We start from the raw sequence: 23780 nt of genomic DNA, 5'->3' as shown, positions 1-23780 counted from the left end.
GGGGCCGGCGGACCGCGCCGGCCCCGCAACTTATCGCGTAAAGCCTTGCCGATGCACCCCTTAGCATGCTGCGCCCGCCCGTCTTGACGGCGCGGGCCGCCGGCGGGACGTTGGGCGGGCGCAACCCGTCGCCGCTCGCCCGCCCTCACCGTCCCGCTCCCGTGCCTCCTCTCCCGTTCCGTCGTGGCGTGCTGGCCGCCGCGCTGGCCGCGATCGCGCCCGTGGCGGCCGCCGCCCAGGCCTCGACGCCGCCCACGCCGCCGCCCTTCGTCACGCGCGCGGCGGCCGCCGCGGACCTCGAGCAGCTGTTCCGCACGATCGAGAGCGTGCACCCGGACCCGTACACGGTGGCGTCGCGGGCGGCGATCGCGCGCGAGCGCGAGGCGGTGCTGCGCGCGCTGCCGGACTCCGTCACGCGCCCCGAGCTGTACCTCCGCTTCGCGCCCCTGGTCGCGATGCTCGGCGACGGGCACACGAACCTGAACCCGCCGTCCGAGGAGTGGGCCGCGGCGAACCGCGCCGGAGCGCCGATCCTCCCGTTCCGCATGACCGTCGATCCGGTCGGGCAGCTGCGCGTGTCGCTGGCGGCGCCGGACGCGCCCATCCGCGCCGGGGACGCGGTGGTCGCCATCGGCGGCACGCCGGTGGCCGAGCTGCTGGATCGCACGATGGCGTCGCTCGGCGGCGAGCTGCTCGCGTGGCGACGCCGGAACGCGGCGGGCTTCCTTCCGCGCCATCTGTGGATGCGCGGGGTGCGCGGCCCGTTCGAGGTGACGGTGCGTCGCGACGGCGAGCCCGCGCCGCTGACCTTCCGGCTGGACGGCCTGCGCCTCGACAGCCTGGATGCCCTCGCGCGCGCGCAGGCGACCGCGCGCGGTGGCGCGGGCGCGCCGCGCGACCTCGAGTACCGCACGCTGCCGGGGCGCGTCGGCTACCTGGAGTTCCGCACGATGACCGCGGCGCCCGACGACTTCGCGCCGCGCATCGCGGCGCTCATGCGCCAGGCCGTGGCCGACTCGATCGGAGCGCTCGTGGTGGACCTGCGGCGCAACGGCGGCGGCAACTCGCAGCTCGGCGAGCTGCTGCTGCAGCACCTGACCGGCGCGCCGTTCCGCATGGCCGCGCGCAAGGAGTGGAAGATGAGCGCCGAGTACCGCGCGATGCTCCGGGCGCGCGCGGAGCAGGCACGTCGCCAGGACTCCGTGCGCTTCGCGGCATCCAACGGCGAGACCGAGCTGCGGCGGCTGCTCGAGGGGCCCGACGGTCGCCTGATCGTCTCGGAGTCGAACGCGCGCGTGCGCCCGCGGCTGGAGCCCCGCTTCGACGGACCGGTGTGCGTGCTCATCGGCCCGGGCACGTTCAGCAGCGCGATGATGACCGCGAACGCGATCCAGGACTACCGGCTGGCGACGCTGATCGGCGAGGAGACGGGCGGCGTGCCGACGTCGTTCGGCGAGCAGTACTCGTTCCGGCTGGCCAACAGCCAGCTGCCGGCCAGCGTCTCGTCCGCGCGCTTCGTGCGCGCGAGCGGCGACGCGAGCGTGCGCGCCGGCGTCGTGCCGGACATCGAGGTGCGGCCCACGGCGGCGGACCTGCGCGCGGGTCGCGACCCGGTGCTGGAGCGGGCGATGACGTGCCCCGCGCGTCCCACGACGAGGCGCTGACGCCGCGTCGGGCGTGCGCGTATCATTGCGCTCCCGGCCCGCCCGACGCGGCGAGCGGCAGGCCATCCGCACTCGACGACGCCTCGCATGCGCTTGAAAGGCCCCATCGCGAAGCTGTTCAGCTTCTCCTCGCGCGACCACGCGAGGCCTGGCCAGTTCATCTCGGGCCCGATCCCACCGGGCGCACCGAGCCACGTGCATCCGTACGCGCGCTTCACGGTGCCGTTCGTCCATCAGGGGCACGTGAACCTGTGCGGCGACGCGTGCGTCGAGATGCTGCTCGCGTTCAAGGGGCGCCCCTACCGCGCCAAGCTGCGCAAGAACCCGCGCGGCATCGTGGAGGGCTCGAACACGGACGAGCTGTCGGAGTGGCTGGCCGAGGCCGGGGTGCGGGTCTACTCGCTGCCGCTGCCGCACGACCGGCGCTGGACGCCGCAGCTGCTCGCGGCGTTCCTCCAGAAGTCCGGCCCCATCATCTGCCAGGGCTCGATGCACTTCGTGCTGCTCACGGGCATCCACGAGGGGCACGTCTTCATCCACGACCCGTGGCGCGGGCAGAACCTCACCTACACGCTCGACGAGTTCAACCGGTTCCTGGCCTGGGTGCCCGACTGCATGCTGGCGGCGTCGGCGTAGCGCCTAAGCGACGGCGACCGCGGTGAGCCGCCCGTCCAGCAGCGCGAGGCGCGCCGGCGCGCGTGCGCCGCGCGGCCGCGACGCATCGGCCAGCGTGACGGTCAGGTAGTCCTCCGTCATCCCGCTCCGGCGTGCGCCCTCGCCGATCACGACGACGTCGGCCGCGCCGCCGACGCGCGATGCCGCGTACGCGTCGCCCTTCGCGCGCGCCAGCGCGCGCAGCTCGCCGGCGCGCCGCTGCGCGACCGCGGGCGCCACGGGATCGGGCAGTCGCGTCGCCGCGGTGCCGGGCCGCGGCGAGTACGGGAAGACGTGCAGCGCCGCGAACGGCAGCCGCTCCACCAGCGCCAGCGTCGCCGCGTGGTCGTCCTCGGTCTCGCCCGGGAAGCCGGCGATCACGTCGGCGCCGAGTCCGAACACCGCGCGGCCGTCGACCAGCCGCTCGACGGACGCGGCATAGGCGTCGGCCGTGTACCAGTGCCGGCCCATCCGGCGCAGGAGGCGGTCGCTCCCCGACTGCAGCGGCGCGTGCAGGTACGGGCAGACGTGGCCCGCTGCATCGCGCAGCAGCGCCGCGAGTCGCGCGTCCACCTCGGTCGCCTCGACGCTCGAGAGGCGGAAGCGCGCGTGCGGAACTCTGTGCACGAGCGCCTCCAGCAGCGCGCCGAGCGAGGTGCCCGCGTCGCGGCCGTAGGTGCCGATGTGGACGCCCGTGAGCACGAGCTCCGCGTGGCGCTCCGCCAGCCGCTCCGCCTCGTCGAGCAGCGTCGCCATGGGCCGCGAGCGGTTCGCGCCGCGCGCGATGGTCGTCGCGCAGAAGGTGCAGTGCTCGTCGCAGCCGTCCTGCACGCGCAGCAGCGCGCGGGCGCCCCTCTGCACCGCCGCGACGGCCGCTGCGGCGTCCGGCGGCAGGTCGAGCGCACGCGCCAGCGCGAGCATGTCGGCGCCCGGCACCAGCGCCTCGACACCGGGCAGCGCGTCCAGGCGCGCGGGATCGGTGGCCGCGCGCGGCAGCGCCGACGCGCAGCCCATGATCACGGTGCGGAGCGCCGGCCGCTCCCGCGCGGCGCGCCGGACCGCCTTGCGCAGGTCGGCCTCCGCCTCCGCGGTCACCGCGCAGCTGTTGAACACCGCGACGTCCGCGTCGGCCGCCTCGTCCACGACCGACGCGCCGGCCGCGGCGAGCATCGCGCGCACCGTCTCGCTGTCGTACTGGTTGGCGCGGCACCCGAAGGTGCGCAGGTGGACGTTCATCCCTCTCCGCGGTCAGCCGCGCGACGGCGGCACCGGCTCCAGCGGCAGGAGGATGTGGAACTGGCTGCCCTGCCCCTCGACGCTCTGCACCCAGATGCGGCCGCCGTGCGCGTCGACCGCGAGCTTGCAGAACGCGAGCCCGAGCCCCGAGCCGCGGACGCGCGGCGCGGTCTGCAGCTTCACCGTCTCGAACTTGCGGAAGATCAGCTCGTGGTACTCGGGCGGGATGCCCGGGCCGTCGTCGGCGACCGTCATCAGCACGCCGTCGGGATCGCGCCGCGCGGTCAGCCGCAGCGTCACCGCGCCCGAGCCGTGCACCAGCGCGTTCTGCAGCAGGTTGCTGAAGACGCGGCGCAGCAGCGCGCGGTCGGCGACGAAGCCCGGCGCGTCGGGCGCCACCTCCACCGACGCGCGCGCGCCCGCCGCCTCGAGCCGCATGTGCCAGTCGTGCAGCAGCTCGGCGAGGAACTCGCCCGGCGCCACCGGCTGCGGCTTGAGCGTGATCGCGTTCTGCTCGATGCGCGCGATCTGCAGCAGGTCGTCGATCAGCGCCAGCAGCTCCTGCGACTTGTCCTGCGCGTCGGTGAGCGCGCCCTTCTGCTGCTCGGTCACGCCGCCGAAGTCGCCGTCGATCACCATCTCCAGCGTCGCGAGCACGGAGGTCAGCGGCGACTTCAGGTCGTGCACGATCATGTTCATCAGATCGTCGCGGACCTTCTCCAGCTCGCGCAGCTTGCGCAGCGAGTCCTCGAGCGCGTCGGTCGCGCCCTTGAGCTTGAGCAGGCTGCGCACGCGCGCGCCGAGCACCAGCCGGTTGTGCGGCTTGGTGAGGAAGTCGTCGCCGCCGGCCTCGATCGCCTTCACGCGGTCGGCGGTGTCGTTCAGCGCCGTGACGAAGATGACCGGGATGCGCGCCGTGCGCGGATCGCGCTTGATGCGCCGGCACACCTCGAAGCCCGTCTGCCGGTCGGGCACGCCCAGATCGCCCGCCGGCATCGACACGTCGAGCAGGCAGAGGTCCGGGCGGTGGTCGAAGCACGCCGCGAGCGCGCTCGGGCCGTCGGACGCCGCGACGGTCCGGAAGCCGAGGATCTGCAGCTGATCGGCCAGCAGCTCGACGTTCGCGGCGACGTCGTCAGCGACCAGGATGAGGGGCTCGTCCGCGGTGGGAGCGGTCATGCGCGACGGTGGACGGTCAGGGCCGCACGGTGAAGCCGATGCTGACGGTCCAGGCGCGCTCGCTCGCGGCGCCCACCGACGGCGCGACCGTGCCGTTCAGCGTGCGCGACGCGTGCTGCAGCGCGAGGTCGCCCAGCGCGCGCCCGCCGGCGAACGGCAGCCCGAGCCCGCCCGCGAAGGCGCGCTCCTTCACCTCCGCGCCGCCGAGGCCGAACGGCAGCGTGCGCTCGCGACCGCCCAGGCGCAGCAGCAGCGGCACGTCGCCCAGGCGCGGGCCCACGGCCTCGACGCCGGCCATGAACTCGGGCGCGTCGCGCACCTCGAGCGCCGCGCTCCCGAGCTCACGCATGCGCGTCCACGTCGTCCGCGCGTAGCCGGCGGAGAAGCTCGCGCCGGTGATGCGGTCGAAGCGGACGGCGACGCCCAGGCGGTCCGGCGCCTTGCCCGTGCGGAGCGTGCTGTCGCCGCGCTCGACGTGCATGTCGAGCCCGCGGCGCGCCGAGCCCGCGATCGAGAGCCCGCGCACCGGCGTCAGCTCGATGCCGCCCGACACCGCGGCGCCGCTGTACGTGAGCGTGGACGAATCGGAGACGGAGCCGAAGCGGCTCGTGTCCGCGAACAGGCGGCCCGACACGAGCCGGTTCTCACCCGTCAGCACGTGGCCCGCGACGCCCACGCGCAGCCAGCGCGCGGCGATGTAGCCCAGGCCGAGCCGGAGGTCGGCCACCGACCCGCGCGACTCCACGGACTCGGTCGCGGTCACGGTCTCGTCGCCGATGCGCGTCGTCGTCTGGTACGTCGTCGTGAACGTGCGATCGAGGTACGTCGACGCGCTGATCCCCACCGCGAGGCGGTCGCGCACCGGCAGGCCGACGGAGATCACCGGGAAGCGTGCGATCGTCGCGTTCTGGCTGCCGCCCGCCGCGCTCACGCGGCGGAACTCGGGATCGTACTGCGCGGTCAGCGACGCGCGGCGGAAGTACGAGATCGCCGCGGGATTGAGCGGCGACGTCTGATCGAACTCGCCGATGCCGCCGCCCGTGCCGAGCGCGCGGGTGCTGAGCTGGCCCGTCGGGTAGCCGAACCCCTGCGCGCCCAGGCTGCCCTGCGCCGTGAGAGCGGCGGGCATCGCCGTGCCGGCGAGGATGACGGCCGCGCGGACGACGCCGCGGCGGAAGGAAGGCGTGGGCATCAGGGGATCCCGAAGTCGGTGCGGGGGATGTAGCTCAGGCGCAGGCGTGGACGCAGCCCGCTCGCAGCCTCGGTCGAGAAGAAGCGCACCTCACCGACCTGCACGCCTTCCTGCGACGAGCGCAGCACGAGCGCGCGCTGCGTGCCGGCCGGCAGCGCGCGCCAGGCGCGCACGAGCGCGACCAGCGACACCGACTTGCGTCCGCTGTCGCTCGGCGCCAGGCGCAGCGAGTCGAGCGCGAGCACCGCCGAGCTGGCGACCAGGCCGGCCGCGCGGCGCACGTCGCGCACCGTGTCCGTCGCGACGACGCCCTGCGGCGTCAGCGTGACCGAGTCGGTGGCCGCGATGCCGCGCGCGGGCCGCTGCACCAGCTCCAGCGTCGCACGCACGATCGTCGTCGAGTCGGAGAGGAAGCGCGGGACGTTGAAGCGCACGAACACGCGCTGCGCGGGCACGCCGCCCACCACCAGATCGGTGCCGATCGCGGCGCGTGCGGAGCGCGCGACGAACGAGAAGTCCTGGAAGCTCGCCGCGACGCCCGGCACCGCCGGCGTCACCGACGACGGGAGGACGACGACCGGCTGGTACGTCGTGTCGCGCACCGGGTCGAAGGTCAGCCGCGCGCCGAGCGTGTTCAGGCCGCCCGCCGCGCTCTGGAAGCGCACCTGCGCGGCGGCGGTGCTGACGAGGCGCAGGCCGATACGCAGCCGCCGCGTGGTCCGCGTGCGGTTGACGAACGCGCTGTCGGAGATCCGCACGCGGACCGAGTCGGGGATCGTCCCGGGCTGCAGCGTCAGGCCGCCCAGCCGGCGGGCCGGCCGCATCAGCGCCGTCAGCAGCGCCGCCGAGGTGTCCGCGGGCGTGGCCGAGTCGACCTCGAACGCCTCGATGGTCACCGGCTGCGTGAAGCGCGTGCCCGCCGTGTCGATGCGCAGGCTGAGCGTCGTGCTGTCGGCGGTCGTGATCGTCACCGAGTCGCCGCCCGAGGGCGGGAAGTACCGGTTCGGGATCGTGTCGAAGCGGATCACCGCGCGCACGTCCACCGAGTCCGGCCCGGGGCGCAGCGCGAGCAGCAGCGACGTGGTCTCGCCGGTGTTCGGGAAGCCCGCCACCGTGCTGTCGAGCGCCACGGCGTCGAGCACCGTGTCGAGGACCGCGGTGTTGGCGATCGGACAGAGCGACGGGCAGGCGGCGCCCCCGTCGAGGCGCTCGCTGCAGGCCGCCGCCACGACGGCGACGAGCGCGAGCAGCGCGGCGAGGCGGCGGGGCGCCTGGAGGATGACGGACGTCACGAGAGAGAGCGAGGGACGGGCGGAAGGACCGGAACGGGCGAGCACGGCGTCAGCCGCCGGCGAGCGAGTCGGGGAGGAACGGGCGCGGGAGCAGCTCGGCCATCGTCCACGCCTGCGCGCGGCCGTCGGCCACGACGCTCACGATCGGCAGCGACGGCGCGAACTCGACGAGCACCTGGCGGCACATGCCGCACGGGGGCGCGGGCTCCTCCGCCTCGGTCGCGATGACGAGCAGCTCGAAGTCGCGACGCCCCTGCTCCACCGCGGCGACCACCGCGCCACGCTCCGCGCAGATGCCGGACGGGTAGGCCGCGTTCTCGACGTTGCACCCCGCGATCACGGCGCCGTCGCGCGTCAGCAGCGCGGCGCCCACGCGGAAGCGCGAGTACGGGGCGTACGCGCGCGTCATCGCCTCTCGGGCGCGCGCGGTCAGCTCGGCCAGCCGCGGGTGCGCGAGCGCCGGCGCCGTCACGAGCCCACGACGGTCGCGAGGAACGAGGTGCCGCTGCCGCGGAACGCGACGCCGAGCCACTCGGCCACCGTGGCGCCCAGGTCCGCGAACGTCGCGCGCTCGCCGACGAAGCCGGGACGGACGCGCGCGCCCGCCACCAGCAGCGGCACCCGCTCGCGCGCGTGGTCGGTGGTGGGGGTCGTCGGGTCGTTGCCGTGGTCGGCGGTGATGAACAGCAGATCGTCCTCGCGCAGGTGCGACTGGAGCATCGGGAGCGCCGCGTCGAACTCGCGCAGCGCTCCCGCGAAGCCGGGCACGTCGTTCCGGTGCCCGTACTGGGTGTCGAAATCTACCAGGTTGGCGAAGAGCAACCCACCCGAGCCCGTCCGGAGCCACGCGTCGATGGCCTGGATGCCCTCCGCGTTGGCGGCCACGTGACGGCTGGACAGCCCCCGGCCGGCGAACAGGTCGTCCACCTTCCCCACCCCGGCCCGCGGCACCCCGGCCGCCTCGAGGGCGTCCAGCAGCGTCTCGGCCGGCGGGGCGATGGAGTAGTCCCGCCTGTTCTTTGTCCGCTGCCAGGCGCCGATGGTTCCCACGAAGGGCCGGGCGATCACGCGGGACACGTCGTGCGGGGCCACCAGGAGCGCGCGGGCGGTCTCGCAGGCCGCGTACAGCTCCTCCAGCGGGACGACCTCCTCGTGGGCCGCGATCTGGAAGACCGAGTCCGCGGACGTGTAGAGGATCCAGTCCCCGGTCCGGACGTGCTCCGCGCCGTGGTCGTCGAGGATGGCGGTCCCACTGCCGACGACGTTGCCGATCACCCCGCGCCCGGTCGCCGCGGCGAACTCCGCCACCAGCTCCGGCGGGAAGCCGGCCGGGTAGGTCGGGAACGGCCGCTCCAGCTGCACGCCCGCGATCTCCCAGTGGCCGGTGGTGCTGTCCTTCCCAGCCGACCGCGGGAGCATCCGGCCCCAGGCGCCGGCCGGCTCCGCGACGGCGGCGATTCCGGCCAGCGGCGCCACGAGGCCGAGGCCCAGGCGCTCGAGGTTGGGGAGCGGCAGCCCGCCCATCGCCGCGCAGACGTGGCCCAGCGTGTCGCTGCCGACGTCGCCGTAGTCCGCCGCGTCGGGCGCCTCGCCGCAGCCCACCCCGTCGAGGACGAGGATCACCGCGCGCCGCGTCGTGGAACCTGCCTGGCCCTGGGTCATGCGTCGTGGTGGAGGTGCGGGACGCGCTGGCGCAGCCCGGTCAGCAGCTCGTACGGCGACATCTCGGCGCGGTCCGCGACGTCGCTCACGGTCAGCAGCGCGTCGCCGTCCCGGCCGATCAGCGTAGCCACGTCGCCCACGGCGCAGGGCACGCCGGTGACGTCGAGCATCGTCATGTCCATCGTGACGCGCCCCGCCACCGGGACCTCGCGCCCGTGCAGCAGCGCCACCCCGCGGTTGGACAGCGCCCGCCGATAGCCGTCCGCGTACCCCGCCGCCACCGTCGCGATCCGTGCCGGCCCGCGCGCCGTCCACGTCGCGCCGTAGCTCACCGTCTCGCCGTCGCGCAGGTCGCGCACGTCCACGACGCGCGCGCGCAGGTGCGCCACCGGCTCGGCCTCCAGGACCGCGCCGGCCGACACGCCGTAGAGGAACACCCCCGGCCGCACGACGTCCCATCGCGAGCCGCCCTGCGCGCGCTCCGCGCCCGGGCTGTTCTCGGCGTGCACCACCTGCGGTCGCGCGGGGAGGGCACGCACCGCGGCGTCGAAGCGCGCCTCCTGCTCCGCACGCGACGCGTCGTCCGTGTCGGCGGAATGGAAGTGCGTGTACGCGCCCTCGGGCGGATGCGCGCGGATGGCGTCGTGCAGCGCGTCGACGGCGTCCCAGCGCACGCCCGCCCGGCTCATGCCCGTGTCGATCGACAGGTGCCAGGCGTCGCCGCCGATCGCGGCCCACGCGCGCACGTCATCGCCGCGATGCAGCGACGGCGTGAGCCCGGCCGCGTGCGCGCGCGGCAGCTCGCTCGCCAGCAGCGGCGTGAAGACGACGATGCGATCGGTGATGCCGGCATCGCGCAACGCCTCACCCTCGTGCACCGCCGCGACGCCGAACGCCCACGGCGACAGCGCCCGCAGCGCGCGCGCCACCGGGATCGCGCCGAGCCCGTACGCGTCGGCCTTCACCATCGGCAGCAGCGGCACGCGCGCGTGCGCCTGCACGCGTCGTGCGTTGCGCACCAGCGCGGCGAGGTCGACGTCGACCCACGCGCGCTGGCGGTCCGCGCAGAGGTCCGCGTCCGCCCCCGCGTCGGGGCGCACGACGCCGGTCGGCGCGAGGACGGCGGGGTTAGATTCTGCGGGCATGCCGGGAACGGCGCGCGCGGCGCGCGGCGGTGGAGGTCGGAGAGCCGCGAAACCTAAGGGACGGCGCGGGAGCGATGCAAGACGACCACACGGGGCAAGCGCCCGTCACGCTTGAAGATACGCTCGCGCTCATGCGCGACCTGCGGGCCCGCTGCGACTGGGACCGCGCGCAGACGCACGAGTCGCTGCGCCCCTACCTGATCGAGGAGGCGTACGAGGTCGACGAGGCGATCCAGCACGCGGTGCGCGACGGCACGCCGAAGGCCGACGCCACGCTGCGCGACGAGCTGGGCGACCTGCTGCTGCAGGTGCTCTTCCACTCCGTGGTGGCCGAGGAGCGCGGCGCGTTCGGGCTGCACGACGTGGCGCACGCGCTCGTGACGAAGATGCGCGCGCGGCATCCGCACCTCTATCCGCCGCCGGGCGAGGCGGCGCCGACCGAGCGTCCGGGCTGGGAGGCGCTGAAGGCGAAGAAGCGGCGCGCGATCGACGAGGGGCTGCCCGAGGCGCTGCCGGCGCTGCACCGCGCGCACCGGCTGCAGGACCGGGCGGCCGGCGTCGGCTTCGACTGGCCGGACGTGCAGGGACCGCTGGAGAAGGTCGAGGAGGAGCTGCGCGAGGTGCGCCACGAGCTCGCGCACGCGCCGCCGCCGGAGCTCGCGCACGGCCTGCTCGTCTCGGACCACCGCCACGCCGCGCTGGAGGCGGAGCTGGGCGACCTGCTGTTCTCCGTCGTGAACCTGTGCCGCAAGGCGGGCGTGCATGCCTCGCTCGCGCTCGACAAGGCGAACGCGAAGTTCGCCGCGCGCTTCGGTGCGATCGAGCGGTTGGCGGCGGAGCGCGGGATCGATGTGAACTCCGCCGGACTCGAGACGCTGGACCGGCTCTGGGACGAAGTAAAGGGAAAGAAGTAGCGGAGGACGGAACGGCGAAGGACGGAACGGCGGAAGACGATGACGCGTGAGACGGAAAGGCGGACCTTTCAGGCTCGAAGCTTCGAGCCAAAGGGTCCGCCTCATCGTCTCACGCCTTACCGTCTTCCGCCGTTCCGTCCTCCGCTTCTCCGTCCTCCGCCGTTTACGGGCGAAGCCGGTCCATCAGCCGCGGAAACGGAATGACCTCGCGAATGTGCTCCACGCCGGCGATCCACGCGACGGTCCGCTCCAGCCCGAGCCCGAAGCCCGAGTGCACGAAGGTGCCGTAGCGGCGCAGGTCGAGGTACCAGTCGTACGCCTCCTCCGGCAGCCCTTCCTCGCGCAGGCGGTGCAGCAGCTTGTCGTGGTCGTCCTCGCGCTGCGACCCACCGATGATCTCCCCGCGGCCCTCCGGCGCCAGCAGGTCGGCGCAGAGCACCGTGCGCGGATCGGCCGGGTTCTCCTTCATGTAGAAGGCCTTCGCCTCCTTCGGGTAGTTCATCACGAACACGGGGCGCTCGTACTCCGCGACGATCAGCGCCTCGTCCGGCGCGCCGAGGTCCTCGCCCCACTGGATGTCGCTCCCCTTCGACTGGCAGAGCTTCACCGCGTCGCCGTAGTCCAGGCGCACGAACGGCTCCATCACGCACGCCAGCTTGGACGTGTCGCGCTCCAGCACCTTGAGCTCGTCCTGCCGGCGCTCCAGCACGCGCTGCACGAGGAAGCGGACGAACTCCTCCTGCAGGTCCATGTTGTCCGTCTGGTCGTACCACGCCATCTCCGGCTCGATCATCCAGAACTCGGTGAGATGGCGGCGCGTCTTCGACTTCTCGGCGCGGAAGGTCGGGCCGAACGTGTAGATGCGGCCGAGCGACGCCGCGAGCGCCTCGCCGTAGAGCTGGCCCGTCTGCGCGAGGTACGCCGTCCCCTCGTCGAAGTACTCGGTCGAGAAGAGGCCCGCGCGCTCGCCGATGGCCGCCGTCAGGATCGGCGTGTCGGCGCGCACGAAGTCGCGCTCGTAGAAGAAGTCGTGGATCGCCTGCTCCACCTCGTGGCGGATGCGCAGGATCGCGACCTGGCGCGGGGAGCGCAGCCAGAAGTGGCGGCGGTCGAGCAGGAAGTCGACGCCGTGCTCCTTCGGCTGGATCGGGTAGTCGAGCGGGCTCGCGCCGACGAGCGTGATCGCGCTGATCCCGAGCTCGTAGCCGCCGGGCGCGCGGGCGTCGGCGCGCACCTCGCCCGTCACCGCGAGCGACGCCTCGTGCGTCAGCTGGCCGAAGGTCTCCCACGTCTCCGGCGCCACGGCGTTCTTCACCACCACGCCCTGCAGCTGGCCGCTGCCGTCGCGCATCACCACGAACGCGACCTTGCCGGAGGAGCGCAGGTGCGTGACCCAGCCGCGCACGGTGACGGTCTGGCCGGCGTGGCGGCCCAGTTCGGAGATGCGAGCGAACGGGAATGTCATTGTCGGATCGGCAGTTACGCGCGCTTTCGCGTGGCCCGGCAACCTAACCGAGCCCTTCGGCCGACGTCAACGGAACGGTGCGCGGGCATCGGTCGGGCGCGCGTCGTCACGCCGTGCGCCGCGCGGCCCGAGGCGCGCCCTGTGGCGCCCTCGCACCGCCGTAGCGTCCTGCACGTGACCGCCGTCACGAGCGCGGCCGCACGCGCGGTGGCGGGCGGCGACGAGCTTGCGTCCTATTCGGGACGCCGTGCACGCCGGGGCACGCGACGGGCACGTGAGGAGACGCACGGCCGTTCGCGCCCCAATCCGCGTTCGGCTAACTTCGTGACACCGCACCCATCCGTCCGATCCGCGGCATGACGCTCCGCTCTCGCCTCGCCCTCGGCTTCTCGCTCATCGCTCTGCTGCTCGGGGTGCCGCTCGTGCTGGCGCTCCGCGCGCTGCAGACGTCTGCGCTGGCCGTCGACGACCTGCGGACCCAGGAGATGGCCGCCTCGCGGCTGATCGGGCAGGTGCGCGCGACGGCGATGGAGCTGCGCGACGCCGACAAGGCGGTGCTCTTCGTCCCGGACTCCGGCGAGAGCGAGCGCTGGATGCTGGAGAGTGCGCAGCGCCTCACCACGCTCGCCGACTCGGTGCGGCCGTACGGCCTGCACACGCTCGCGGCGCGGCTGCGGCACTCGGGCCACACCATCCAGACCTACGGGCAGATCGAGTGGGCGGCGGCGTCCGACAGCAATCCCGCGCTCGCCGACCGCGTCTCCACGCAGCACATCCTCCCCGCCATCGAGGCCGTGGAGCGATCGGCGGCGGAGGCGGAGAACTCGCTCGCCGTGCGCGCGCAGGAGCGCGTGGTGCGGACGAGCGGGCAGTCGCGCGAGGCGTTGCAGCTCGCCGCGACGCTGCTGGCCGCCGCGCTGGCGGGCGCCCTCATCGTGGCGATCTGGATCACGCGGACCATCAGCCGTCCGGTGCGCGACCTGGAGCTGGGCATGAGCGCCGTCGCCAATGGCGACTTCGAGCACGAGCTGCGCATCGCGCCGTCGCGGGAGGACGAGTTCGGACGGCTGGCGGCCAGCTTCCAGTCGATGGCGTCGCAGCTCGCGGAGCTCGACAAGCTGAAGGCGGAGTTCGTGTCGGTCGCGTCGCACGAGCTCAAGACGCCCATCAACGTGATCCTCGGCTACCTCACGCTGCTCGAGGACCGCCTCTACGGCCCCGTGACCGACAAGCAGCTCGAGGTGCTCGCCACGGTGGAGAACCAGGCGCAGACGCTGTCGCGCCTCGTGCAGCACCTGCTGGACGTGAGCCGCTTCCAGGCGGGCGCCGCGCGGCTGGAGCCGCGGCCGATGTCGCTGCGCGGCTTCCTCACGGAGCTGGAGCAGACGTTCGACGTGCTCGCGATGCAGGGCCGCGTCACGTTCACGGTCAGCGCCGCGCGCGACCTGCCCGAGGTCGTGACGTGGGACCGCGACCGGATGAACGAGGTGCTCGCCAACCTGCTGTCGAACGCCTTCAAGTTCACGGACGCCGGCGGCCGCGTCGAGCTGACCGCCGCGCCGGCCGCGGGCGGCGACGTGGTGCGCATCACCGTGCGCGACTCGGGCGCCGGCATCCCGGCCGAGCAGCTCCCGCACATCTTCGACAAGTTCTTCCAGGCCGACAACCAGAGCGCCTCGGCGCACAAGGGGAGCGGGCTCGGACTCGCGATCGCGCGCGAGATCGTCGAGGCGCACGGCGGCAGCATCGGCGTCGAGAGCACGCGCGGCGTCGGCACGGTGTTCTGGCTCGTGCTGCCGCTGGTGTCGGGCCAGCCGACGCCCGCGATCGAGCCCGCCGTCGCCATCCGCGACGGCGGACCGTCGGGAGGACGCGCACTGCCCGTGGGCGCGGGGCGCGCGTGATCGCCGCCGCGCGCGCCGGCGGCGGCCGGCGGATCCGCATCGCGGCACTCGTGCTGGCGGCGCAGGCCTGCCGGCCGCCCGCTCCCGCCGCCGTGCCCGCGGTGGTCGAGCCGTTCCCGGCGATCGCCGCGCGTACGTGGAGCACGACGCGCGAGGCCGCGGCCGAGCTGCAGCGCCGCGGCGAGCCCGCGCAGGCGGACAGCCTGCTGACGGAGTTCCGCACGCGCTTCCCGGGCACCCCCGCCGCCACCGAGGCGCTGTTCCAGCGCGCGCTGCTGCGCGCCGACCCGACGAGCCGCGCGAGCGCGCCACGCGCGGCGGTCTCCGACCTCGACGCCTACGAGGCGGGTGGCGAGCTGCAGCCGCACCACGCGGCGTCGGGCGTCATCCGTCGCCTGCTGCTGCAGAACGACTCGCTGCGCGTCGCCATCGCGGCCGAGCGGATCTCGGCGGCGGTGCTGGTGCCGCGCGACAGCCTGAAGCCGCGCGACGATGAGGTCGTGAAGCTGCGCGCGGAGCTGGAGCAGACGCGCGCCGAGCTGGATCGCGTGCGCCGCCGCCTCGCGCCGCGCCGCCGCCCGTAGTGGCCCTGCCGCCGGCAGTCGTCGTACGCAACCCGCGCGCGCGCCGCGCCGCCGACGCCCTCCACCCCGACGTGCTCCGCACGCTCGGCGCGCGCTACGACGTCACCGTCGTCACGCCCGACGACGCGGCCGGCGTCACCTGCGCGGCGGCGAGTGCGGCACGCGACGGGGCATCGCTCGTCGTGGCGGCCGGGGGCGATGGAACCGCGCGCGCGGTCGCGCAGGGCCTCGTCGGCACCGGCGTGCCGCTCGCGCTGCTGCCCGCGGGCACGGCCAACGACCTCGCGCGCGCGCTCGGCCTGCCGCGGAACGTGGTCGCGGCGGCCGCGCGGGCGACGACGGGTGACGCGCGCGCCATCGACGTCGTCGAGGCGGGCGGCGCGGTGTTCTGCACGGTGGGCGGGCTCGGGATCGTCGCGCACAGCGCGTTCATGGTCAACGCGCTCAAGGCGCGCGGCGGCACCGTGCGCGCGGCGGCATCGGCCGCGGGGAGCGCGATCTACAAGCTGACGGCGAGCGCGGCGCTGCTGCGGCACGGCGGCGACACGCGCACGCTGCAGGCCAGCTGGCTCACGCCGCAGGGCGTCCGCCACGACGAGACGCTGCGCATCCACGGCGCGTTCGTCGCCACGCAGCGCTACCTGGGCGGCGGGCTCTCGCTGCCGCACGTCGGGGCGGACGACGACGGCGTGTTCGAGCTGCTCCTCGTCCCCGCGACGTCGCGCCCGCGCCTGCTCGACGCCTTCACGCGCCTCTCGCTCGGCCTCCCGATCCCGGACGGCGTGCTGCGCGTGATTCCCGCGACGGAAGCGCACCTCGCGCTCGGCGACGAGGACGCGCTGCTCGGTGATGGCGAGTGCTTGGCGAGCGGGCGGCTGTTCACGCTGCGCGCACGACAGCGTGCGCTCCGTGTCATCGTGTGAACGCGGAAAGCGGAGGACGATACGGCGGAGAACGGAACGGCGGAGAACGGAACGGCGGAGGACGGAAAACCGTGAGACGGCAGAGCGGACCCTTCGAGCTCGAAGCGTCAGGCCGAGCGGTCCGCCCCATCGTTTCACGCCCTTTCGTCCTCCGCTTCACCGTTCTCCGCCCCTCCGTCCTCCGCCGTTCCGTCCTCCGCCGTTGCGCGCTCACCCAACCCGGAAGAGATCGAGAGCGCGCGCATAACGCGTCGACAGCACGTTCCTGAGCCCCTGCGACTCCGGCGCCGTGAGCTCCGGATCGCGCGTGAGCAGGCGGTCGGCCGCCTCGCGGGCGCGCAGGTTCAGCTCCTCGTCGCGCAGCGGGTCGGCGACGCGGAACGTGGGCTCCCCGCTCTGCCGCTCGCCGAACAGGTCGCCCATCCCGCGCAGCCGCAGGTCCGCCCGCGCGATCTCGAAGCCGTCCTCCGTGCCGACGAAGGTCTGCAGCCGCTCCGCCGCCTCCTGCCCGACGTCGCCGAGCAGGATGCAGTACGACTGCTCGCCGCCGCGGCCGACGCGGCCGCGGAGCTGGTGCAGCTGCGACAGCCCGAAGCGCTCGGGATGTTCGATCAGCATCATCGTCGCGTTGCCGACGTCGATGCCGACCTCGATCACCGTCGTCGCGACCAGCAGGTCCAGCTCCCCGTCGCGGAACGCGCGCATCACCGCGTCCTTCTCGTCGCCGGGCAGACGCCCGTGCAACAGCCCCACGCGCCGGCTGGCGAACGGGCCTTCGGCCAGCTCCGCGTACGCGATCGTCGCCGCCTTCAGGTCCGACTTCTCGGACTCGTCGATCAGCGGATAGACGACGTACGCCTGCCGCCCCTTCTGCAGCTCGCTCTCGACGAACTGCAGCACGCGCTCGCGCGCGCTCTCGGGGCGCATGGCGCTCGTGATGGGCTGGCGACCGGGCGGCTTCTCGTCCAGGATGCTGACGTCGAGGTCACCGTACAGCGTCAGCGCCAGCGACCGCGGGATCGGCGTCGCGCTCATGAGGAGCACGTCGGGCGCGTGCCCCTTGGCGCCGAGCGCCTTGCGCTGCTCGACGCCGAAGCGGTGCTGCTCGTCGATCGCCACGAAGCCGAGCCGGGCGAACTGCGTCGCTTCCTGCACCAGCGCGTGCGTGCCGACCACCAGCAGCGGCGCGGGCTGCTCCATCAGCGCCGCCGCCTCGCGCCGCTCGCGCGCCGACAGGCGGCCCGTCACCAGGACGGGCCGGATGCCGAGCGGCTCCAGCAGGCGCGAGAAGGTGCGGAAGTGCTGCTCGGCCAGCAGCTCGGTCGGCGCCATCACCGCCGCCTGCCATCCGTTCTCCATCGCGAGGAGGCTGGCGAAGAGCGCGACGATCGTCTTGCCGCTGCCGACGTCACCCTGCAGCAGGCGGTGCATGCGGCGGTCGCTCGTCATGTCCATCACGATCTCGCGCAGCGCGCGCGTCTGCGCGCCCGTGAGCTCGAACGGCAGCGCGGCCTTGAGCGCCGACGTGAGCTGCCGCCGGTTCGCGAACGCGATGCCGTCGCGCTTGTCGCGGGCGAGCGCGTTGGCGCGGCGGTGCAGCACGTGCACGCACAGCAGCTCCTCGAACGCGAGGCGCGCACGCCCCTCCAGCGCCTCGGCGATGCTCGTGGGCCGGTGCACCATCCGCAGCGCCTCGGGGAGCGGCGGCACGCCCGCGAGCTTCAGGATGTCGGGCGGCAGCGTCTCGCGCACCTGCGGCAGCAGCAGGTCGAGGTGCGACTCGACGAGCGCACGGATCTGCCGGAACGAGAGCCCTTCGGTCGCGGGATAGACCGAGAGCACGCGGCCGCCGCCGGTGCCCTGCTCCTCCGGCCCGAGGTTCACGAACTCGCGCGGCTGCAGCTGGCGCCCGTGGAAGAAGCGCACGGTGCCGGCGAGCAGCAGCACGTCGCCCTTGTTGATCGTGCGGTCGAGGAACGGCTGCCCGGGCCACGACACCTCGAGCATCCCGCTGGCGTCCTTCACGACCGCCTGGAAGATGCGCAGCCCCTTCCGCGTCGGGATGACGCCCTTCGACACCACCTTGCCGATCACCGTGCCGTCCATGCCGGCTTCGAGATCGGCGATGCGCGACACCGTGCTCGCGTCCTCGTAGCGGTGCGGCACGTGGTAGAGCAGGTCGCGCGCGAAGATCACGCCCAGCTTCGCGAGCGCCTGCGCGCGCGCGGGCCCGACGCCCTTCAGGTACGTGACGGGCGTGTCGAGCGAGAGCTTCGGCTGCGCGGGCGTCCGGCGCGGGTCTGCCGCCATGCGGCTCAGTCTTCGGTGAGCTCGCGCGCGAACGCCGCCGGATCGAACGCCTCGAGGTCGTCGGCCGCCTCGCCGACGCCGATGAACTTCACCGGCAGGTCGAGCGCCTCGTGCACCGCGACCACCACGCCGCCCTTCGCGGTGCTATCGAGCTTCGTCACCACGAGGCCCGTGATCGGGACCGCCTCGGAGAACTGCTTCGCCTGCTGCACCGCGTTCTGTCCGATCGTGCCGTCGAGCACCAGCAGCGTCTCGTGCGGCGCGCCCTCCATTCGCTTGCCGATCACGCGGTGGACCTTCTTCATCTCGTCCATCAGGCCACCGCTGGTGTGCAGGCGGCCCGCGGTGTCGACGATGACGACGTCCGCGCCGCGCGTCACGCCCGCGTCGATCGCGTCGAACGCGACGGCCGCCGGATCGGTGCCCGGCTTGGAGGCCACGAAGTCCGCGCCCGTCCGCTCGGCCCACAGGCGCAGCTGGTCGATCGCGCCCGCGCGGAAGGTGTCGGCCGCGCCGACGAGCACGCGCTTCCCCTGCTTCCGGAAGTGGGCCGCGAGCTTGCCGATGAACGTCGTCTTGCCCGCGCCGTTGACGCCGATGACGAGGATCACCGTCGGCCCCTGCGCCGCCATGCGCAGCGCGGGGTCGCTGTTCCCCTCGCGCAGCTCGGCCTCCACCAGCCGCCGCAGCGCGTCCTGGAACTCGGCCTCCGTCCTGATGAAGCCCTTCTGCGCGTAGCCGCCGATCTTGTCGACCAGCGCCAGCGTCGTCGGCACGCCGAAGTCGGCGCCGAGGAGGATCTCCTCGAGGTCCTCGAGCGAGCCGTCCTTGACGCCGCCGCGCAGGATGACGCCGACGTCGGTGGTCGCGACGTCCTTGATGCGCTGCCAGAGCGACTTCTTGGGCGCGTCGCCCTCTTTGCGGAACAGCCGGGCCATGATGCCGAAGGTACGGGACGGTTTTCGAACGGAGGGTGCCGCCGCGGGTCAGGCGCGCGTCACGCGTGCATCAGCGCAGGCCGAGCCGGCGCCGCGTGAGCCACTCGCCGCAGAGCAGCAGGAGCGGCAGCACGTACGCCCACCAGGCATCGCGCAGGCGGGGCGCGAGGTCCGACGTCGCCCCGCCGCCCACCGGACCGGCGCGCAGCGCGGCGCGGCGCGGCAGCAGCTCGCGGGCGGGGCTGACGGCGAGCACCGACGTCCCCCCGGGACCGCGCACGTCGTACACCCCAGCGGCCAGCCCGGGCGTCGTCGCCGTGCGCTCCGCGGCGCCGAAGCGCACGGCGAGCGACTCCGCCGCCGCCGCCCCGCCGCGCCGCGTGAGCACCAGCGCCGCCACCGAGTCCGCGCCGCCGCGCCGCCAGACCACCGGCTCGCCGGCCCGCACCACGCCGCCCTCGGGCAGCGCCGCGCGCCGGTCGCCGCGGCCGGCCGCGAGCCAGTCCAATATACCGCCCCACAGCGCGGAGAACGCCGCGGTGGACACCCCGCCGCGGAACTGCCAGCGCCACAGCCCTCCGACGCCCACCACCGCGACGCGGCGCGCGCCCTCGACGCCCGTCACCGCGGGGCGCGCCGCGCCCTGGCGGCCGAGCCGCGCCTCGAGCCCCACCCAGTCGCCGCGCGGCGCACCCGCACCCAGGTCGAGCGGCGGCAGCGAGTCCCAGACGACCGCGGAGAGGGCCGGCGCGATCGGGGACGGCGGCGCACCCGTCGCGTACCACTCCGCGCCCTCCTCCTCGCCCGACGACCGCGGCGGCGCCGCCAGCGCCAGCGCGCCGCGCCCGAGCGCGCGCGGCGGCCCGAACACCGCGGTGTCGCCGTGCAGCACGAGCAGCCCGGCGTCGCGCGCGGCGGCGCGCACCAGCAGCTCGTCGATCGGCGCCATCGATTCCTCGCGGCGCCACGCACCCGGCGCCACGCGATAGTACGCGCGCACCGGCAGCCCGAGCGCGCCGCGCACGACGCCGAGCGCGGCACGCGCGTCGTAGTCGGGCGCCGAGCTGACGAAGACGACCGCTGGCACGTCGCTCACCTCCAGCGAGACGGCCGCGGTGTCGTTGCGCGGCTCGCGGTCGCCGTTCACGGCGACGACCGCACGCGCGACGACGGTGCCCGAACGCCCCGCGAGCGGCACCGGCAGCCGCACCACCTGCTCCGCGTGCGGCGCCAGCGCGGCCAGCGGCGCCTCGGCCGCCACGCGGTCGTCGAGCAGCACGCGCACCGTGCCGACATCCGAGCCCCGCGCGTCGGCGCCCACGAGCACCTCGGCCGTCACGGTGTCGCGCGCGCTGCCCGACGGCGGCAGCGTGAGCCCGAAGACGCCCGCGTCCGCGCCGCGCGTCGGCGGCAGCACGATGGCGCGCGAGCCGCGCGGCGCGCGCGCGAGCGCCTCGCCCTCGTCGATCTCGCCGTCGGTCAGCAGCAGGAGCGGACGTCCCGCGGCCGCCGCCCGGTCCGCGAGCGCGCCCACGCGCGACCGCGCGTCGCGCACCTCGTCCACGCTGGCGACGCCGCCGCGCGCGCGGGCGCGCAGCGAGTCGCCGAACAGCCAGAGCGTGTCGGTCGTGAGGCGCCGCGCGCTGTCGGAGGCCGCGCGGAACGCGGCGGAGTCGCCGCCGCGCGTCCAGCTCGCGGACGCATCGAGCGCGACGAGCGGCGGCGCGGCCTGCGCGCTCCCGCGCGGCGCGTCGAGCGCGAGGGCGGCGAGCAGCGTCACGGCCGCGACGCGCAGCAACGCGAGCGCCGCCACGGCGACGTGCGCGCGCGGCGGCGGGACGTAGGCGAGGGCGGCGAGGACGCCGGCGATGGCCAGCGCGAGCAGCCAGGCGGTCATCGCGTCAAGCTAGCCGCGCGTCGCGCGGCGCGCAGGGCGCCGGCGGCAGATCGGCCGTCAGGCGCCCGTCAACGCGGGTCAGTCGTTCGCGCTCGCGAGGTGCGGCGCGCCGGTCGAGCGCGCATCGATCTGCGCCAGCAGCCGCTGGCGGAGCGCGGTGAACGCGCCCTTCTCCCGCCGCTCGATGGGCCAGCCGCTCTTGTCGCGCAGCGCCACGCGCGGATCGCGCTGCTGCCCGCCCACGAGCACCTCGAAGTGCAGGTGCGGCGCGGTCGAGAGGCCCGTCGTGCCCACGAAGGCGACCGTCTGGCCGATGCCGACCGACTTGCCCGGGCGCACGCCCTTGGCGAAGCCGCGCAGGTGGCCGTAGCGCGAGACGAAGCCGTTGCGGTGCCGGATCTCGAGCACGTTGCCGTAGCCGCCGCTCCAGCCGGCCTTGATCACCGTGCCCTCGCCGATCGCGCGCACCGGCGTGCCCGACGACGCCGCGTAGTCCGTGCCGCGATGCGCCTTCAGGATCCCGAGGATCGGGTGGCGGCGCATCCCGAACACGCTCGAGATGCGGCGGAACTCCAGCGGCGCGCGCAGGAAGGCGGCGCGCAGCGACTTGCCCTCCTGGTCGTAGAAGTCGCCGAGCGTGCCCTTGCCGCGGAAGCGGATCGCCTCGACCGGCTTGCCGCCGACGGTGAGCGCGGCGGCGAGGATCTTCGCGTCGCGCGGCGAGCCGTCGGGCGCCACGCGCCGCTCGATCAGCAGGCCGACCGAGTCGCCCTTCTGCAGGTCGCGGCTCATGTCGATGCGGTACTCGAACAGGTCCGCGAGCTTCCAGACCAGCTCCGAGCGCTTGGGCGCCGGCAGGTTCCTGCCGATCGCCTGGTGCATCGTCTCGTACAGGCTCGACGCGATGACGCCGCGCGCGGCCACGGTGTCGGTGCGCCACGCGAGCCGCTCCTCGATGGCCTTCCACGCGCCCGCGAGGTACTTGAGGCGCACGACGCGATCGACCTCCGGCTGCACGACGATCTCCGCCGGCATCGAGTCGGTGCTCATGCCGCTCGTCGTCACCGTCATGCCGGCGCGCAGCTGCCGCGGATCGAGCACGTCGGTCTGCTGCAGCGCACGCGCGGCCTCGGAGCGGCTGACCCCCGCGCGCTCCAGCACCGCCACCAGCGTCTCGCCGCGGCCGAGGGTGTCCACGCGCGAGCGCCACACGGGCGCGAGCGGCGCCTCGACGGCGCGCGGCGACTCCGCGAGCGCGGCGACGACGGGGCGCGCCGGCTCCGGCGCCTCGGGGGTCAGATACGCGGCGACGGCCGCCGCGCCACCGACGACGAGATATGTCGTGGCGCGCAGGCGGCCGTGCGGGCGACCCTTCGACTTGCGGGGCGAGGACACTACGCGGACTCCGTCAGTCCATCTGGCGGCGAATGAACGTCGGGATCTCCATGTCGGAGAGATCCTGCGCTCCTCCGCGCTCGGCGGCGTTCATCGGCGCGCGCGGCCGCGGCGCGGCCTCGGTCGCGGGCGCGGTGCGCGCGCCCGCGTTCAGCACGCGGCCGCCGACGGGCGCCGGGCGCTCGCCGCGCGGGAACGGCAGCACGTTCGGGTTGCCGCGGCCCGACTCGGCGCCGCCACCCACGCCGCCCATCCCGCCGAGCTGCAGCTGACGGTCGAAGCCCGTCGCGATCACCGTCACGCGGATCTCGCCCTGCATCGCCGGCTCGTGCACCGCGCCGAAGATGATCTCGGCCTCGTCGCCCACCGCGTCGTGCACGATCTCGTTGATCTGGTGCACCTCGCCGAGCGTCAGGTCCGCGCCGCCGGTGATGTTCACCAGCACGCCCGTCGCGCCCGAGATCGAGACGTTGTCGAGCAGCGGCGAGGAGATGGCCTGCTGCGCCGCCTCCATCGCGCGGTTCTCGCCGCGGCCCATCCCGGTGCCCATGAGCGCCGAGCCGCCGTTCTGCATCACCGTGCGCACGTCGGCGAAGTCGACGTTCACGAGCCCCGTGACGCTGATCAGCGACGAGATGCCCTGCGTCGCGTGCAGCAGCACCTCGTCCGCCTTCTTCAGCGCGTCGCCGAACGGGATCCCCTTCCCCACCACCGCGAGCAGCCGCTCGTTCGGCACGACGATCATCGTGTCGACGTGCTTGCGCATCTCGGCGATGCCATGCTCCGCCTGCCGCATGCGCTTGCGCCCCTCGAACAGGAAGGGCTTGGTCACGATGCCGACGGTGAGCGCGCCGGCCTCGCGCGCGAGCTCGCAGACGACGGGCGCCGCACCGGTGCCGGTGCCGCCGCCCATGCCGCACGTGATGAACACCAGATCCGCGCTCGCGATCACGCGCGACACCTCGTCGCGGTTCTCGTCGACCGCCTGCCGCCCGATCTCCGGGCGCGCACCGGCGCCGAGACCGCGCGTCAGCTTCTTGCCGATCTGGATCTTGACGTCGGACTTCGAGGTCAGGAGCGCCTGCGCGTCGGTGTTCACCGAGATGAACTCGACGCCTTCGAGGTGCTCCTCGATCATGCGGTTGACGGCATTGCCGCCACCCCCGCCGACGCCCACGACCTTCATGCGGGCGTTCTGCGTGGCGCTCTCCTCGAACTCGAAGATCATGCGGACGCGACTCCAGATGCTGCGGGGGGGAGTTGGGCGAGCCGAGGGCGGGGCGGCTGCCCGGGTCGAGCCTTCACTACTCGCGCCGAGGGAGGGGGGAACTGCCGGCGCGGCGACTGCGGAGGCTTCTCGACCGCCGCCGAATATAACGCGATTCCCGCGCGCTGCCACAGGGGTGCGCGCAAGCCTCGCCGCACA

At 74.3% G+C, this 23780-nt stretch carries 19 protein-coding genes; 6 read left to right on the top strand and 13 right to left on the bottom strand.

All coding sequences use genetic code 11. From position 1 onward, the window contains the following. The first annotated feature begins 161 nt into the window (after positions 1–161). Complete coding sequence (locus rosag_RS15015) at positions 162–1664, top strand: S41 family peptidase (RefSeq protein ID WP_284350959.1); 1503 nt, start codon at positions 162–164, stop codon at positions 1662–1664. Positions 1665–1751: 87 nt separating this feature from the next. Then, on the top strand, positions 1752–2300 hold the full coding sequence (locus rosag_RS15010; RefSeq protein ID WP_284350958.1) for a cysteine peptidase family C39 domain-containing protein: 549 nt from the start codon (positions 1752–1754) through the stop codon (positions 2298–2300). A 3-nt stretch (positions 2301–2303) separates the two neighbouring features. Here the strand turns inward: rosag_RS15010 and rosag_RS15005 are convergent, their stop codons facing one another. From rosag_RS15005 to alr, 7 genes are read right to left on the bottom strand one after another with little or no spacing between them, the layout of a single operon-like run. Continuing rightward, positions 2304–3554, bottom strand: coding sequence for a MiaB/RimO family radical SAM methylthiotransferase (locus rosag_RS15005; RefSeq protein ID WP_284350957.1), 1251 nt, complete (start codon positions 3552–3554; stop codon positions 2304–2306). Positions 3555–3566: 12 nt separating this feature from the next. Continuing rightward, positions 3567–4733, bottom strand: a complete 1167-nt coding sequence (locus rosag_RS15000) for an ATP-binding response regulator (protein WP_284350956.1) — start codon at positions 4731–4733, stop codon at positions 3567–3569. 16 nt (positions 4734–4749) lie between these two features. Beyond that, a complete protein-coding gene (locus tag rosag_RS14995) occupies positions 4750–5925 on the bottom strand; it encodes a hypothetical protein (RefSeq protein ID WP_284350955.1) in 1176 nt (391 codons plus the stop codon). Next, positions 5925–7217, bottom strand: coding sequence for a hypothetical protein (locus tag rosag_RS14990; RefSeq protein WP_284350954.1), 1293 nt, complete (start codon positions 7215–7217; stop codon positions 5925–5927). The genes rosag_RS14995 and rosag_RS14990 overlap by 1 nt, the downstream gene beginning before the upstream one ends. Before the next feature lie 49 nt (positions 7218–7266). Beyond that, positions 7267–7689: a cytidine deaminase gene (gene cdd, locus rosag_RS14985; RefSeq protein ID WP_284350953.1), complete on the bottom strand. Its 423-nt coding sequence runs from the start codon at positions 7687–7689 to the stop codon at positions 7267–7269. After that, the gene (locus rosag_RS14980) at positions 7686–8879 is read right to left on the bottom strand and encodes a phosphopentomutase (RefSeq protein WP_284350952.1); all 1194 of its coding nucleotides are present in this window, start codon (positions 8877–8879) and stop codon (positions 7686–7688) included. Before rosag_RS14980 ends, cdd begins: the two co-directional genes overlap by 4 nt. Then, entirely contained in the window at positions 8876–10024 is a 1149-nt protein-coding gene (alr, locus tag rosag_RS14975; protein ID WP_284350951.1) for an alanine racemase, read from the bottom strand. Before alr ends, rosag_RS14980 begins: the two co-directional genes overlap by 4 nt. Before the next feature lie 74 nt (positions 10025–10098). Here alr and mazG point away from each other — a divergent pair, with 74 nt between their 5' ends. Beyond that, positions 10099–10938, top strand: a complete 840-nt coding sequence (gene mazG / locus rosag_RS14970; protein WP_284350950.1) for a nucleoside triphosphate pyrophosphohydrolase — start codon at positions 10099–10101, stop codon at positions 10936–10938. A 163-nt stretch (positions 10939–11101) separates the two neighbouring features. On the opposite strand, the gene asnS is transcribed toward mazG, so the two are convergent. Then, positions 11102–12403 (bottom strand): asparagine--tRNA ligase, encoded by a 1302-nt coding sequence (gene asnS / locus rosag_RS14965; RefSeq protein ID WP_284350949.1) that lies wholly within the window; start codon positions 12401–12403, stop codon positions 11102–11104. 356 nt (positions 12404–12759) lie between these two features. Between asnS and rosag_RS14960 the strand changes: the two genes are divergently transcribed. The 3 genes from rosag_RS14960 to rosag_RS14950 are packed head-to-tail and all read left to right on the top strand — an operon-like array spanning position 12760 to position 15814. Further along, the gene (locus rosag_RS14960; protein ID WP_284350948.1) at positions 12760–14307 is read left to right on the top strand and encodes a sensor histidine kinase; all 1548 of its coding nucleotides are present in this window, start codon (positions 12760–12762) and stop codon (positions 14305–14307) included. After that, entirely contained in the window at positions 14304–14891 is a 588-nt protein-coding gene (locus tag rosag_RS14955) for a hypothetical protein (protein ID WP_284350947.1), read from the top strand. Before rosag_RS14960 ends, rosag_RS14955 begins: the two co-directional genes overlap by 4 nt. Continuing rightward, entirely contained in the window at positions 14891–15814 is a 924-nt protein-coding gene (locus rosag_RS14950) for a diacylglycerol/lipid kinase family protein (protein ID WP_284350946.1), read from the top strand. The genes rosag_RS14955 and rosag_RS14950 overlap by 1 nt, the downstream gene beginning before the upstream one ends. Before the next feature lie 210 nt (positions 15815–16024). On the opposite strand, the gene recG is transcribed toward rosag_RS14950, so the two are convergent. From recG to ftsZ, 5 genes are all read right to left on the bottom strand, one after another. Further along, the gene (recG, locus tag rosag_RS14945; protein WP_284350945.1) at positions 16025–18124 is read right to left on the bottom strand and encodes an ATP-dependent DNA helicase RecG; all 2100 of its coding nucleotides are present in this window, start codon (positions 18122–18124) and stop codon (positions 16025–16027) included. A 5-nt stretch (positions 18125–18129) separates the two neighbouring features. After that, positions 18130–19062 carry a signal recognition particle-docking protein FtsY gene (gene ftsY / locus rosag_RS14940; protein ID WP_284350944.1) on the bottom strand — a complete coding sequence of 311 codons (933 nt, stop codon included), beginning with the start codon at positions 19060–19062 and terminating at the stop codon, positions 18130–18132. A gap of 70 nt (positions 19063–19132) precedes the next feature. After that, on the bottom strand, positions 19133–20959 hold the full coding sequence (locus tag rosag_RS14935; protein ID WP_284350943.1) for a hypothetical protein: 1827 nt from the start codon (positions 20957–20959) through the stop codon (positions 19133–19135). 78 nt (positions 20960–21037) lie between these two features. Continuing rightward, positions 21038–22354 (bottom strand): M23 family metallopeptidase, encoded by a 1317-nt coding sequence (locus rosag_RS14930; protein WP_284350942.1) that lies wholly within the window; start codon positions 22352–22354, stop codon positions 21038–21040. Positions 22355–22367: 13 nt separating this feature from the next. Further along, on the bottom strand, positions 22368–23582 hold the full coding sequence (gene ftsZ, locus rosag_RS14925; RefSeq protein ID WP_284350941.1) for a cell division protein FtsZ: 1215 nt from the start codon (positions 23580–23582) through the stop codon (positions 22368–22370). Between the last annotated feature and the right edge of the window lie 198 nt (positions 23583–23780).

The sequence above is a fragment of the Roseisolibacter agri genome, assembly GCF_030159095.1.
Classification (GTDB): Bacteria; Gemmatimonadota; Gemmatimonadetes; order Gemmatimonadales; family Gemmatimonadaceae; genus Roseisolibacter; species Roseisolibacter agri.
This window is presented reverse-complemented; position numbering and strand designations above follow the sequence as displayed.